Source organism: Silvimonas soli, assembly GCF_030035605.1.
Lineage (GTDB): Bacteria > Pseudomonadota > Gammaproteobacteria > Burkholderiales > Chitinibacteraceae > Silvimonas > Silvimonas soli.
Window position 1 is genome coordinate 572,749 of record NZ_CP106736.1, and the last position, 12,920, is coordinate 585,668.

General features: G+C 57.0%; 17 protein-coding genes. 2 read left to right on the top strand and 15 right to left on the bottom strand.

Annotation, left to right across the window (positions count from 1 at the left end; all coding sequences use genetic code 11):
- The first annotated feature begins 150 nt into the window (after nucleotides 1–150).
- Nucleotides 151–591 (top strand): hypothetical protein, encoded by a 441-nt coding sequence (locus N7220_RS02590; protein ID WP_283149919.1) that lies wholly within the window; start codon nucleotides 151–153, stop codon nucleotides 589–591.
- A 62-nt stretch (nucleotides 592–653) separates the two neighbouring features.
- Here N7220_RS02590 and N7220_RS02595 read toward each other — a convergent pair whose 3' ends face one another.
- Both N7220_RS02595 and N7220_RS02600 read right to left on the bottom strand, forming a co-directional pair.
- Entirely contained in the window at nucleotides 654–992 is a 339-nt protein-coding gene (locus N7220_RS02595; protein WP_283149920.1) for a hypothetical protein, read from the bottom strand.
- A gap of 278 nt (nucleotides 993–1,270) precedes the next feature.
- On the bottom strand, nucleotides 1,271–1,867 hold the full coding sequence (locus N7220_RS02600; RefSeq protein WP_283149921.1) for a hypothetical protein: 597 nt from the start codon (nucleotides 1,865–1,867) through the stop codon (nucleotides 1,271–1,273).
- A 309-nt stretch (nucleotides 1,868–2,176) separates the two neighbouring features.
- Here N7220_RS02600 and N7220_RS02605 point away from each other — a divergent pair, with 309 nt between their 5' ends.
- Nucleotides 2,177–2,314, top strand: a complete 138-nt coding sequence (locus tag N7220_RS02605; RefSeq protein ID WP_283149922.1) for a hypothetical protein — start codon at nucleotides 2,177–2,179, stop codon at nucleotides 2,312–2,314.
- A gap of 7 nt (nucleotides 2,315–2,321) precedes the next feature.
- Here the strand turns inward: N7220_RS02605 and N7220_RS02610 are convergent, their stop codons facing one another.
- The 13 genes from N7220_RS02610 to N7220_RS02670 form a co-directional block, all read right to left on the bottom strand.
- Entirely contained in the window at nucleotides 2,322–2,825 is a 504-nt protein-coding gene (locus tag N7220_RS02610) for a phosphatidylglycerophosphatase A family protein (RefSeq protein ID WP_283149923.1), read from the bottom strand.
- An 84-nt stretch (nucleotides 2,826–2,909) separates the two neighbouring features.
- Nucleotides 2,910–3,884 (bottom strand): thiamine-phosphate kinase, encoded by a 975-nt coding sequence (gene thiL / locus N7220_RS02615; RefSeq protein ID WP_283149924.1) that lies wholly within the window; start codon nucleotides 3,882–3,884, stop codon nucleotides 2,910–2,912.
- A 15-nt stretch (nucleotides 3,885–3,899) separates the two neighbouring features.
- On the bottom strand, nucleotides 3,900–4,391 hold the full coding sequence (nusB, locus tag N7220_RS02620) for a transcription antitermination factor NusB (RefSeq protein WP_283149925.1): 492 nt from the start codon (nucleotides 4,389–4,391) through the stop codon (nucleotides 3,900–3,902).
- Entirely contained in the window at nucleotides 4,388–4,861 is a 474-nt protein-coding gene (gene ribH / locus N7220_RS02625) for a 6,7-dimethyl-8-ribityllumazine synthase (protein ID WP_283149926.1), read from the bottom strand. Before ribH ends, nusB begins: the two co-directional genes overlap by 4 nt.
- 21 nt (nucleotides 4,862–4,882) lie before the next feature.
- Complete coding sequence (ribBA, locus tag N7220_RS02630) at nucleotides 4,883–5,992, bottom strand: bifunctional 3,4-dihydroxy-2-butanone-4-phosphate synthase/GTP cyclohydrolase II (RefSeq protein ID WP_283149927.1); 1,110 nt, start codon at nucleotides 5,990–5,992, stop codon at nucleotides 4,883–4,885.
- Complete coding sequence (locus tag N7220_RS02635) at nucleotides 5,993–6,604, bottom strand: riboflavin synthase (protein ID WP_283149928.1); 612 nt, start codon at nucleotides 6,602–6,604, stop codon at nucleotides 5,993–5,995. It lies immediately after the preceding gene.
- The gene (locus N7220_RS02640) at nucleotides 6,605–6,784 is read right to left on the bottom strand and encodes a YfgJ family double zinc ribbon protein (protein ID WP_283149929.1); all 180 of its coding nucleotides are present in this window, start codon (nucleotides 6,782–6,784) and stop codon (nucleotides 6,605–6,607) included.
- A 4-nt stretch (nucleotides 6,785–6,788) separates the two neighbouring features.
- Nucleotides 6,789–7,901, bottom strand: coding sequence for a bifunctional diaminohydroxyphosphoribosylaminopyrimidine deaminase/5-amino-6-(5-phosphoribosylamino)uracil reductase RibD (ribD, locus tag N7220_RS02645; protein ID WP_283149930.1), 1,113 nt, complete (start codon nucleotides 7,899–7,901; stop codon nucleotides 6,789–6,791).
- Nucleotides 7,898–8,368: a transcriptional regulator NrdR gene (nrdR, locus tag N7220_RS02650; RefSeq protein ID WP_283149931.1), complete on the bottom strand. Its 471-nt coding sequence runs from the start codon at nucleotides 8,366–8,368 to the stop codon at nucleotides 7,898–7,900. Before nrdR ends, ribD begins: the two co-directional genes overlap by 4 nt.
- A 234-nt stretch (nucleotides 8,369–8,602) precedes the next feature.
- Entirely contained in the window at nucleotides 8,603–9,850 is a 1,248-nt protein-coding gene (gene glyA / locus N7220_RS02655; RefSeq protein WP_283149932.1) for a serine hydroxymethyltransferase, read from the bottom strand.
- Nucleotides 9,851–10,438: 588 nt separating this feature from the next.
- Nucleotides 10,439–10,993, bottom strand: coding sequence for a hypoxanthine-guanine phosphoribosyltransferase (locus tag N7220_RS02660; protein ID WP_283149933.1), 555 nt, complete (start codon nucleotides 10,991–10,993; stop codon nucleotides 10,439–10,441).
- Between the two features lie 14 nt (nucleotides 10,994–11,007).
- Nucleotides 11,008–11,556, bottom strand: coding sequence for an adenine phosphoribosyltransferase (locus tag N7220_RS02665; protein ID WP_283149934.1), 549 nt, complete (start codon nucleotides 11,554–11,556; stop codon nucleotides 11,008–11,010).
- Between the two features lie 21 nt (nucleotides 11,557–11,577).
- Nucleotides 11,578–12,870 carry an NCS2 family permease gene (locus N7220_RS02670; protein ID WP_283149935.1) on the bottom strand — a complete coding sequence of 431 codons (1,293 nt, stop codon included), beginning with the start codon at nucleotides 12,868–12,870 and terminating at the stop codon, nucleotides 11,578–11,580.
- Between the last annotated feature and the right edge of the window lie 50 nt (nucleotides 12,871–12,920).

Genomic DNA, 12,920 nt, shown 5'->3' on the forward strand with positions numbered 1-12,920 from the left:
CCGATGTGGCAACAGGCCTTGTGATCAGGCGCGCAACAGCGGTGAAATGTCTTAATCCTGCAAACTAGCCAGACTAATGTAGATGATCCCATTTTTCCGATCATGTTCATGCGCCTAATGATAACGTTTGCCCTGATTACCGCAGCAACTGTGGCCAACGCCGCCAACAGTGAAAGCAGCGACCCATCTTCTATTGCGCTCTATACCTTTGGCCTTGGCGCAATGCTCAAGCAGGATTGCGTTCGGACTTATCCGTCCGCCCAACCCGCCATTGAAGCTTCATGGCAGCAATGGAGCTTGGCCAAACCAGCAGCTGTGGCCCGCTTTCATGGAGAAACCGTAGAGCAAAATCTGCCGCAAGGAGCTGCCGCAGAAAAACAAATTGGTCATCCTGGCATGGCGCTTACACTTTTCTGGTGCACGCGGTTAAATTTGTACCTGGATTACGGCATTAGCAGCAACCCGACCGCGGCTAAGTTGTTAGCACCCTTTACTGGTCAGATTGACACTGCCGCAATCAGCACAGCCGATGCCGAGTGCAAAAAACAAACCAGCCCAGCGTGTCCGGCCCTGGATGGCAAAAGCAGCTAGCTTATTCCCGGCCTTTGCCAGTTTGTTCAGTTGATTTGCGGGCGCGTTATCCCGGCTTTGCCTTACGGCCGGATCACCAGCCGCGAACGATGTCGCTCTTTGATATCCGCAATGTCTTCCTGCATGCGCTTGAACGCTGCGACCGCTTTGTGTTCATCTTCGGTGAGGCTGGTCAGGTCCAGATGCCTGAGCAGCACCGCCAGCACATCGCCCATGCGGCCTAACTGCTTGCCGTAACTGGCTACGTCCTGCAGCACTTCTTGTTCAATCGCCGGGTTGGAAGACGTGCCCAGGTTCACATTGATCAGGCCGAACTGGCTGCCCATCAACGAGAAATATGCAGTCCATGGGTTGATCGTTTGGGTGACAGCCCCAGACAAAGGCAAGTTGACGGCGGGCATGGCGATTCTCCTGTTACGACGTGAGTGCGGGCTCCGGAATTGTTCCAACATAGCTGTTGCACTGGCCGTGCGGGCATGTCGATAACGATCCGGGCGGCAAACGGTGTTGCGGTGCGCCATACGAGGTCTTCGGAGGAAATACTGGCTTTCATAAACAGCCAATAAACGCACGGTTTGAGCCAATGCAATAAGCATTAGCCAATATCAATCCTTGCCCAAGTACTGGTCATCTCTGATTGAATGCGCAATGCAGATTGCACTTTCTGCTGGATCAATGATCAAGGCTGCAAAGTGCAGCCGGAATCTGTCAGCGTATCTTTAAGAATAAGCAGCGGTGCCAGCAAAAGCGCATTGGCGTGGGCAGAGCCACAGGATTGGCGCACCGCTTTCTTCATTTCCCTGGCCATAGCGGAAGATGGCGCAACGGGCGTTAAAGATAAATCCAGTTTTTGCGGCTCACTCGCCGCGCTGTGGCGCATATCGGCTTTAATCGAGCCTCTTAGCGATTCCATATCCAGCGTGGGTTTGGCCGAGGCATTGGCTGCGGGTTGGTCCGGGGTAATGGCGCGCTCTTGCGATTGCGCTGCTGATCTATCGCGTGGCGTATGAACTGACGGCACAACAGTCGGTGAATGAACAGGTTTATGCGATGAAATGGCAACGGCCGGCTTGGCCGGTAAAGGCGGAGCCTTTAATGGTGGAGCATCGGGCGGCAGGATTTGCACCTCGGTGCCAGGAAAATTGTCTGGCGGGCGTACCGTGTGCCTTGGCGTAAACAGCAATAGCCATATTCCCAAACCGTTTATGGTTACCGCAACAATAAAGCCGCCAACCCGATTGCCGCGCGGTGGGTAAAACGTGATAGCGCTCGCCAACAATTCTCTCCGCCAATTAGCCTGGATGATCGCGGGCAAATCATAGAGCTTTCAGAAAAAGAAAGCATCAGAAATTAATTTTTTGAATTATGCCAGTGCTGCTTTTCATTTAACGAGAAATTCCCGCAACCAGCAAGTCATGCGCCAAATGACAACGGCACTATTTATTTGAAAGCCAACAAACCCGTGCCGCTGCCAAGCCTGACCAATCGGCCTTGTTACCAAACCGTGATTGCATATGAAACGACGCCTTACTATAAACCCGGTGCAATAGAACGCTGACAACTATCTCCCTGCTGGAGAGGCGTCATGCCCCGATCTTTTTTCGGCCGCATTTGCAAGATTGCGGCCTTGAGCCTTTTGCTGGCCGCCAATGCACAAGCCGATTCGGCTCGCTCTGTGCGGGCTGGCCGGATGCTCCACCCGCTATATCTGGCCAGCTATTGAATGACGATCAAACAGCAGCTTTAAGATAAACGCCCAGCACCAACACAATCACCGCGTAAAGCGCGGCCAGTAAATCATCCAGCATAACGCCGAGGCCGCCGGGTACCTTGGCGTCAAACCAGCGGATGGGCCACGGTTTCCAGATATCGAACAGCCGGAATAACGCGAATGCGGCCAGCCACCAGAACAGGTTCACCGGCACTGCCAACAATACCAGCCACATCGCCACAATTTCATCGATCACAATCGCGCCGTGATCGTGCACGCCCAGATCATGGCCGGTTTTGTCGGCAGCCCACCAGCCGATCAGAAAAACCACGCCAGTCAGACTCAAAATGACAATGGGCGGCCACAGCCAGACCATCAATGCAAACAGCGGGATCGCCGCCAGCGAGCCAAAGGTACCCGGCGCCTTTGGAGCAACGCCGCTGCCAAAGCCCAGAGCAATGAAATGCGCCGGATGGCTCATCAGAAAACGTACGTCAGGGCGTACCAAACCTGTTTTTGCCATAGTGGCTCGTCTTTTCCGCTGTGAAATCTGAAGACATCAATTCAATTGAAAGCAGCCGCGCGACGCGACAAGTCGCCGCGCCGTTCAGGCCGCAGCGATGAAGTGGTCAAACCCGCCGCTATCGAGCGCCATTTCCTGGCCTTGATCATTCAACACCCGCACCAGCGCACCGGATCGGGCCGCCAGCATTGATCCAACACGAGTCAATGGCAAAGCCAGTTCAGCGGCCAGCGCGGCCAGTGCTGCACGTTGCGTTACCGGGGCGCAGAAACATAATTCGTAATCGTCGCCGCCGGTAAGCGCCAGATGCAAACGGGTTTCAGCATCAAGCTGAGCCAGCGCTGGATGCACCGGTACCTGACTCGCCACAAGGTCGGCGCTTAAGCCCGAGCGCTCGCAGATATGTTTGAGATCGCCTGCCAGTCCGTCCGAGATATCCAGACACGCGCCGGCAATTCCACGCAGTGCCCGGCCCAGTTCGACTCGCGGCATCGGCATTTCCAGCCGGTCCTGGCATGCTTGTAGCGCCGCAGCGGGTAACGCCAGCCCTTGTACGCGCACGGCAACCGCGGCGGCCGCCGCACCCAATGCGCCCGACACCCAGACGTCATCCCCAGCGAGCGCGGCACAGCGAGTCAGCGCGGTGCCCTGCTCCAGCTCGCCCGCGATCTGGATGCTGATAGTGAGCGGGCCACGGGTGGTGTCACCGCCGACCAGCTCCACGCCATGCTCCTGCGCCAACTCAAACATGCCACGGCTGAAGGCATCCAGCCAGTGCGGATCAGCCTGCGGCAAAGCCAACGCCAGAGTAAACCAGCGCGGCGTGGCGCCCATTGCCGCCATGTCCGACAGATTCACTGCGAGCGATTTGTAGCCCAGCCGCGCCGGATCGACATCCGCAAAGAAATGCCGCCCGGACACCAGCATGTCCACTGAAATGGCCTGCTGAAACCCCTCACGAGGCGTCAGCAATGCAGCATCGTCGCCGATGCCCAGATCAGCGACGGCCGGTTGCGAAGCTTTGTGAAAATAGCGGGAGATGAGATCGAATTCGTTCACTGCGTACCAGCAAACTTAGCGCTGGCGCTTGGCACGAATGGCTTCTACTTCGACCGGACGCACCTGGGCGGCCAGCTTGTCGAGCACACCGTTCACGAACTTGTGACCGTCGGTGCCACCAAACGTCTTGGCCAGCTCGATGGCTTCGTTGATGATTACCGGATACGGGGTTTCCGGCATGTTGATGATCTCTTGCGCACCGACATACAAAATAGCGCGTTCGACCGGGCTGACTTCTTCAAAGTCGCGGTCCACATGTGGCTTGAGCGCTTCAGTCAGCGATGGATTACCACCGATGGCACCAGCCAGAATAGTCCGGAACAGTGTTTCGTCGGCCTTGGCAAAGTACGGGCTGCTTTCTTTTAGAAAGCGCTCGATAGCGGACACGGATTCGCGAGTCAGTTGCCACTGATACAAGCCTTGCATGGCAAATTCGCGGGCGCGGCGGCGGGCCGATTTGGCCGGCTTTTTCGGCGCATCCGCGCCCGGTTGGTTGACTTCGCTCATGCTTTCAGTGCCTTTTGCAGGTTGGCCATCTCGACCGCAACGCGAGCCGCATCACGGCCCTTTTCGTCGACGCGGACTTCGGCTTGTTCATCGGTTTCGGTAGTCAAAATGGCATTGGCAATCGGGATACCCGCATCCAGACCCACGCGCGTCACGCCCGCGCCAGATTCGTTGGACACCAATTCAAAGTGGTAAGTCTCGCCACGAATCACCGCACCCAGCGCCACCAGCGCATCGTAACGGCCGGATTTGGCCAGCGTTTGCAGCACCAGCGGCGCTTCCAGCGCGCCCGGTACGGTGGTCAGCAGCAGGTCTTGTTCACGCACACCCAGCGCTTTCAGTTCGGACAAACACGCGTCACGCAGGCCTTCGCAAACCGGCGTGTTGAAACGTGCCATCACCAGGGCGATGCGCAGACCTTCACCATTCAGGTTAGGCCCGATAAAGGGAATCGATTGACTGATCGACATTTTGATAAATCCTTGATTAAGTTATTTTTCTTCGCAACGCGGCAGCTCGAAACCAGTAATTTCGAGACCAAAGCCGGTCATACTCGGAATCTTGCGCTCAGGGGACAACAAACGCATCTTGCCCACCCCTAGCGACTTCAACATTTGGGCGCCGATACCATAGGTACGCAAATCCCATTTGCGCGGGCTTTCCAGCTTCAGTTCAGGCAAAGCACGCGCCAGCAGATCGTCACCATCTTCAGTCCGGTGCAGCAAAATCATTACGCCGCTATCGGCCTTGGCGATGGCATCCAGTGATTCGCGTACATTCCATGAGTGTGCCGAGTGCGACAAATCCAGCCAATCGATCAGCGATGCGGGTTCATGCACTCGCACCAGCGTTTCTACATCCGGCTTGGGCTCGCCCTTGATCAACGCCAGGTGCGTGGTGGCAGTGAGTTTGTCGCGGAACACCGCCAGATCAAAATCACCCGCAAACGTTTCGACCGTGCGGCGACCTTTGCATTCGATTAGCGTTTCCGTCTGACTGCGGTAGTGGATCAGATCAGCAATGGTGCCGATCTTGATGTCATGCTCGGCAGCGAATTCCAGCAACTCTGGCAAGCGCGCCATGGTGCCGTCGTCATTCATGATTTCGCAGATCACGGAGGCCGGAGATAACCCACCCAGCATCGCCAGATCAGAACCTGCCTCGGTGTGCCCTGCCCGCACCAGCACGCCGCCGGGTTGGGCCAGCAGCGGGAACACGTGGCCCGGCGAAACCAGATCGCCCGGCTTGGCATCAAACGCCACCGCTTTACGGATGGTCAGCGCGCGGTCATGCGCCGAGATACCAGTGCTGACGCCTTCTGCCGCTTCAATCGACACGGTGAAATTGGTGCCGTGGCTGGAACCGTTGTTGTTCACCATCAACGGCAATGCCAGTTGCTCGCAGCGCTCCGCCGACAGCGTCAGGCAGATCAAGCCGCGGCCATACTTGGCCATGAAATTGATGGCTTCCGGCGTGACATAATCCGCCGCCAGTACCAGATCGCCTTCGTTTTCCCGGTCTTCTTCATCGACCAGAATGACCATTTTTCCAAGGCGGATGTCGGCGATGATGTCTTTGATTGGAGAGATGCTGGCGCCCATTTACGCTTGCTCCAGCGACATCATGCGTTCGACGTAACGAGCGATCAGATCGATTTCCAGATTGACTTTGGCGCCCGCCGACAACGCGCCGAGCGTCGTGACCGACAGCGTGTGCGGAATCAGGTTGATGGAGAACTGGCAGCCGCCCTCGACATCACTCACGTAGTTGGTCGTCAACGACACGCCGTTCACCACGACCGAGCCTTTGGCGGCCAGGTATTTGGCCAGCGCTTTTGGTGCCCGCACCACAAGTTCACGGTTTTCACCCACTGGCTCAAAGCTGACCACGTCACCCACGCCATCCACATGGCCGGACACCAGATGGCCACCCAGTCGGTCGGACAAGCGCATGGCTTTTTCCAGATTGACCTTGCCGCCTTCGTTGGCCAAACCCACGGTGACACCCAACGACTCGTTCGATACATCAATACGATAACGGCCACCTTCGGCAATCTCGATCACCGTCATGCATGCGCCGTTGTGCGAAATGCTGTCGCCCAGAGCGACGTCGGACAGGCCCAACTCAGGAGCCGCAACAGTCAGCGTCAGACCGCCTTCAAACGGAGTGATTTTTTCAATCGTGCCAATGGCTTGAACAATACCGGTAAACATTCAGTGGCTTTCCTTGCTTTGAGCATCGAACAACGCCGCATTCGCTTCGCGCACACGCGTTTTGGACTTGAGTTCATTGCAGCTGTTGCAGAAATAGTCGCGCGCGCCACAGGCGATCAGTACTTCCAGTGGCTTGCCGCAATCCGGGCATAAAGGTGTGGTGGTTTGGCTGTCGGTCATCTCACTACTCCTGCGTGACAAATAGAGCCGAATCAGTGAATCGCAAGTCCCAGCGTAAATCATCCCCGACCATACGCCGCTCCCGAACCACTGGCGTTTGCTTGTCTGCCAGGTCTGGTAAATCCAGCCAGGCTGCGCCGCGTGCCGGGTCGCCGATCAATACCGGTGCTTGATACAGCACGATCTCATCGACCAATGCCGCGCGCAGCAACGCGCCATTCAATTGTGCCCCGGCTTCGGCGGTGACTTCATTGCAACCATGTCGACCCAGTTCGGCCAGCAAGGCAGCCAGATCAACTCGGCCATCATCGCCCGGGCACACCAGCAACTCGGCCCCAGCGGCGATCAGTTCGGCATGTTTGCGTTCTTCAGCATAAGCCGTGGCAATCAACACGCCGGGGGTTTGCAACATTTTCGCGTTGGGCGGCATGCGTAACAGGCTATCGACCACGACGCGCAGTGGCTGGCGGCCAATATCGAAATCCCGCACGGTCAGTTGCGCATCGTCCGCCAGCACCGTGCCAATACCGGTCAGCATGGCGCTAGAGCGGGCACGCAATTTTTGTACGTCAGCGCGCGCGGCCGGGCCGGTAATCCATTGGGATTGGCCATTCTGCAACGCAGTGCGGCCATCCAGCGACGTCGCGATCTTCAAACGCAACCAAGGTCGACCCCGAATCATGCGGCTGAGAAAACCACGGTGATGCTCGGCAGCCTCTTTGGCCAGCAGGCCATGACTGGCTTCGACGCCAGCGGCGCGCAAACGCGCCAGACCTTGCCCAGCCACCAGCGGATTCGGGTCGCGCAACGCCACCACCGCTCGCACCACACCCGCCGCAATCAAGGCATCGGCGCACGGCGGTGTGCGGCCATGGTGGCTGCAGGGTTCCAGCGTGACATAAGCCGTAGCACCACGCGCCAGTTCACCCGCCATGCGCATTGCCGTAACTTCGGCATGTGCCTGGCCGGTCGGCTGACTGTGCCCCTCGCCCACCACCACGCCATCACGCACCAGTACACAACCCACGCTTGGGTTGGGCGGCGTGATATCACGGCCACGCGCAGCCAGCGTTAATGCTTGCTGCATGTACTGGTGATCGGCGGCGGACCAGCTCACTGCGGCTGCGCCTTGTTGTCTTTACTGACTTCGCGGATGACATCGCGGAAATCATCCAGATCAGAGAACGAGCGATAAACCGAGGCAAAGCGGATGTACGCGACTTTGTCCAGCTTGGCGAGTTCGCTCATCACCATCTCGCCAATCTGACGGGACATGATTTCGCGCTCACCCACGGTGAGCACTTTTTGAATGATGCGGCTGATGGCTTCATCGACCAGATGCGTTGGCACCGGGCGTTTGTGCAAGGCGCGATGAAAGCTGGTGCGGATTTTTTCGCGGTCAAACTCGGCGCGCTGGCCGTTCTGCTTAACCACTTGCGGCATGCGTACTTCTGCCGTTTCAAAGGTCGTGAACCGTTTGTCGCAGACACTGCAGCGGCGACGACGGCGTACCAGATCGCCTTCGTCTGAAACCCGGCTATCTACCACCTGGGTATCGGGGGAACCACAAAATGGACACTTCACGCGAAGCCTCCGATAAAGATCAGGCCCGTTGGGGCGAAAATTGAACGGTCATGCGGACCGGTCAGACAAAGAGCAAAAAATAGCACAGGGTGGGAGCTTAGCCCCACCCTGTTTCACTGATTCACCCCAAAACCGGTCTGGCTGTGTTACCCCGCCTGGCCGTACTCAAATCGTACTGTCTGCGGCGGGATGTCTTGCCAGAACCAGTTTGTGAGCGAATCGAATCGCGAGTAATTACGCGCCGTAAACCGGGAACTGCGCAGTCAGGGCTTTCACCTTTTCTGCGATGGCGGCCAGGTTGGCTTCATCGTTCGGGTTGTCCAGCACGTCGGCGATCAAGTGTGCAACCTGAATGGCTTCAGCTTCTTTGAAACCACGCGTGGTGATCGCCGGGCTGCCGATACGGATACCGGAAGTCACAAACGGGCTTTCCGGATCGTTCGGGATGGCGTTCTTGTTGACGGTAATGTGTGCTTTACCCAAGAACGCATCCGCCGCCTTTCCGGTCAGGCCTTTAGGGCGCAGATCAACCAGGAACACGTGCGATTCGGTACGGCCAGAGATGATGCGCAGACCACGTTCCGCCAGCGTTTTCGCCATGGCTTGCGCGTTCTTGATCACTTGCGCCTGGTATTCCTTGAAGTCGGGTTGCAGTGCTTCTTTGAACGCCACGGCCTTGCCGGCGATCACGTGCATTAGCGGGCCGCCTTGCAATGTCGGGAAGACATTGGAATTCAATACTTTCTCGAACTCAGCCTTGGCCAGAATCAAGCCACCGCGTGGACCACGCAGGGTCTTGTGGGTGGTGGAGGTCACGAAGTCAGCGTGCGGCACCGGGTTCGGGTAAACACCCGCAGCCACCAGACCGGCGTAGTGAGCCATGTCGACCATGAAATACGCGCCAACCTTCTTGGCGATCTCGGCCATACGGGCCCAGTCAAAACGCAGTGCGTAAGCCGAAGCACCGCCGATGATCAGCTTGGGTTTGGCTTCAATGGCGATGCGTTCCATTTCGTCGTAATCGATCTCTTCTTTTTCATTGAGACCGTAAGGCACGATGTTGAACAGTTTGCCCGACAAGTTAGCCGGCGAGCCGTGAGTCAAATGGCCGCCATGACCCAGGTTCATACCCATAACGGTATCGCCCGGCTTCAGCACGGCAAAGTACACCGCCTGGTTGGCTTGCGAACCGGAGTGCGGTTGCACGTTGGCGTACTCAGCACCAAACAGTTCTTTTGCGCGACCAATGGCCAGTTGCTCGACCACGTCCACATATTCGCAACCACCGTAGAAACGCTTGCCGGGATAACCCTCAGCGTACTTGTTGGTGAGCTGGGAGCCTTGGGCTTCCATCACCGCTGGGCTGGTGTAGTTTTCGGAAGCAATCAGCTCGATATGTTCGTGTTGGCGGACGACTTCGCCAGCGATGGCGGTTGCGAGTGCGGGGTCGTACTGGGCAATGGTCAGGGATCGGGAGAACATCGTGACAAGTCCAGGTGGGTCAGAAGAATCCGCGATTTTATCATGGATCAAACAATTTCTTGCTGGTGACAGACAGTTTTTGCGTGCGGTTTACGCATGGGGTGATGAAGCGGGTTCATGGATATGAATGGCGAATTGCCTCCGCCCCTGCAGCCCTCAAGCTTTTGTAGCCCGGATGAAGCCGCAGGCGAGAATCCGGGGGCGGGGGTTGCAATACACAAAGGTGTTAGTGCCTTCGGCACGGTTTTAAAGGCATTCGATACCCGGTGGTGACCGGGAGCACGTTTCTTTTCTTTGCGTCGCCAAAGAAAAGAAACCAAAAGTCCCGCAGAGCGGGATAGCAAAAGGCGACCCCGCTGCCGCAAGGGGGCCCAAGGTCAAAAGCCGAAGCAAACCCTCTGTATGCAAGGATAATTTGCGCGCATCCTGCGTCCACCCGCTCAGTCGAAGCCTCAGATCCCCCACTCTCGGTCTGCGAGTTCAGTCGCATGGATTTCAGATAGCAAAATCCAGATCAGAAAACATTTATCCAACAAAAAACCCGGGCAAGCCCGGGTTTTTTGCGACATCCAGCGGCAACAGCAGGCCTTACAGCCCTTTCACCGCATAAATGCACAAGGTATTGCGCCAGTAGCCCTGGTAATCCATGCCGCAGCCAAACAAGAAGCGATCTTCCACCTCCAGACCGACAAAGTCAGCGGATACGCCGGGCGCCTTGCGGTCGTGCAGTTTGTCGACCAGCACGGCCACTTTGACTTCTTTGGCGCCGCGCTTGATGCAGTCTTCGATGACCGCAGCCAGGGTGTGGCCTTCATCCAGGATGTCATCGACGATCAGGATGGTGCGGCCCTTCATATCGTCACGTGGCGGTACCAGCCAGTTGATCTGGCCGCCGCTGGTTTCGTGGCGATAGCGGCTGGCGTGCAGGTAAGAGCACTCCAGCGGAAACTTCAGTTTGGGCAGCAGGTGGCCAGAAACTATCAGGCCGCCGTTCATGATGGTGTACACAATCGGATTGCTGCTGGACATCGCATCAGTGATCTGCGCCGCCATACGATCAATTGCCGCGTGTACCTCCTGTTCAGTGTGCAGGCAGTCCGCGTTGTCGATGATGGTATTTGCTGCAGGTAGTTCAAGCGTCACGGTATATACCCCGTTTAATGTCCGGCAAAATCACAAATGGTAAACAGCGGCAGGCCCTGATCCTTGATCAGTTTCGAGCCGCCCAGTTCAGGCAAATCAACGATGGCTGCCGCCTCTACAACCGTGGCACCCAGCTTGTGCAGCAGATTGTACGCCGCCAGCATGGTGCCGCCAGTGGCAACCAGATCGTCAATCAATAACACCCGGTCCCCCGGCTTGCAGGCATCGGTATGAATTTCAACGGTAGCCGAGCCGTATTCCAGCTCGTATTCTTCGGCCACGGTCAGGTAAGGCAGTTTGCCCTTCTTGCGAATGGGTACGAACCCCAGATTGAGTTCGTACGCCACCACGGCCCCCAGGATGAAACCACGTGCGTCCACGCCAGCCACCAGATCGAGTTTTTCATCCATATAGCGATGAACAAACGTATCGACCAGCAGGCGGAAGGTCTTTGGGTCTTGCAACAGCGGCGTGATGTCGCGAAACATCACTCCCGGCTGCGGCCAGTCCGCCACGGTGCGGATATGCGACTGGATATAGTCGGCGTAAAGCGGTTCTTTCATCCTGGTAAACCTTGAAGTAGATCAGCCAAAGAAGGCGAATTTCACCAGCCACAGCAAGGCGATCACCACCACGGCGGGCGAGAGATCCTTGAAGCGGCCAGCCAGCAGCTTGATGGCAACATAGCTGATGAAACCAATGGCAATACCATCGGCAATCGAATACGTAAACGGAATCGCCAGTGCGGTCATAACCGCTGGTGCGGATTCAGTCAGATCGTTCCATTCGATTTCAGCCAGACCACGTGCCATCAACACGGCGACGTAGCACAGCGCCGGAGCAGTCGCAAAAGCAGGCACGGAGCCAGCCAGCGGCGAAAACACCAGCGAAATCAGGAACAGGATCGCAACCACAACAGCGGTCAGACCAGTACGGCCACCCACAGCAGTACCCGCTGCAGATTCAATATACGCCGTGGTGGACGAGGTACCCAGAGCAGCACCGGCCACAATCGCCACGCTATCGGCCATCAGTGCGCGCTTCAGGCGCGGCAGCTTGCCGTTTTTGTCCAGCAGGCCAGCGCGATGCGAAACACCAATCAGCGTGCCGGTGGTGTCAAACAGATCAACAAAGAAGAACACGAACACCACGCCCAAGAGGCCAGCGTTCAATGCGCCTTTCAAGTCCATCTGCAGCAGGGTTGGGGCAATCGATGGCGGAGCCGAGAACACGCCCTGGAATTTGGACAGGCCCATCAGCACGGCAATCACGGTGACCGTGAGAATGCCGATGATGATCGAACCTGGAATACGGCGATATTCCAGCGCAATGATCAGGAAGAAACCAAACACCGCCAGCAAGGTTTGTGGCGCGTGGATGTTGCCCAGCGTCACCAGCGTGGCCGGCGAAGCGGTCACCACACCAGCGCTCTTGAGTGCAATCAGCGCCAGGAAAATACCGACACCGGCGGAGATAGCCAGTTTGAGCGAATGCGGAATCGCGTTAACGATCGCTTCACGCACTTTGAACAGGCTAACGGCCAGGAAAATAATGCCGGAGATAAACACCGCACCCAGCGCCGTCTGCCAAGGCACGCCCATGCCCTTGACTACGGTAAAGGTGAAATAGGCATTCAGGCCCATGCCCGGCGCCAGCGCGATCGGGTAATTAGCCACCAGCCCCATCACCGCCGAACCTACTGCCGCAGCAATACACGTCGCCACGAACACGGCGTTGAAATCCATGCCTGTCATCGACAAGATGGATGGGTTGACGAAGATGATGTACGCCATCGTCAAGAATGTGGTGAAGCCCGCCAGCACTTCGGTCCTGACGTCCGTGCCGTGTTCCTTCAGTTTGAAGAACGCCTCTAGCATCTCTTATTCCCCGGTTTGAATTTATGGATTAGTTATTGCGTAAAAACGCG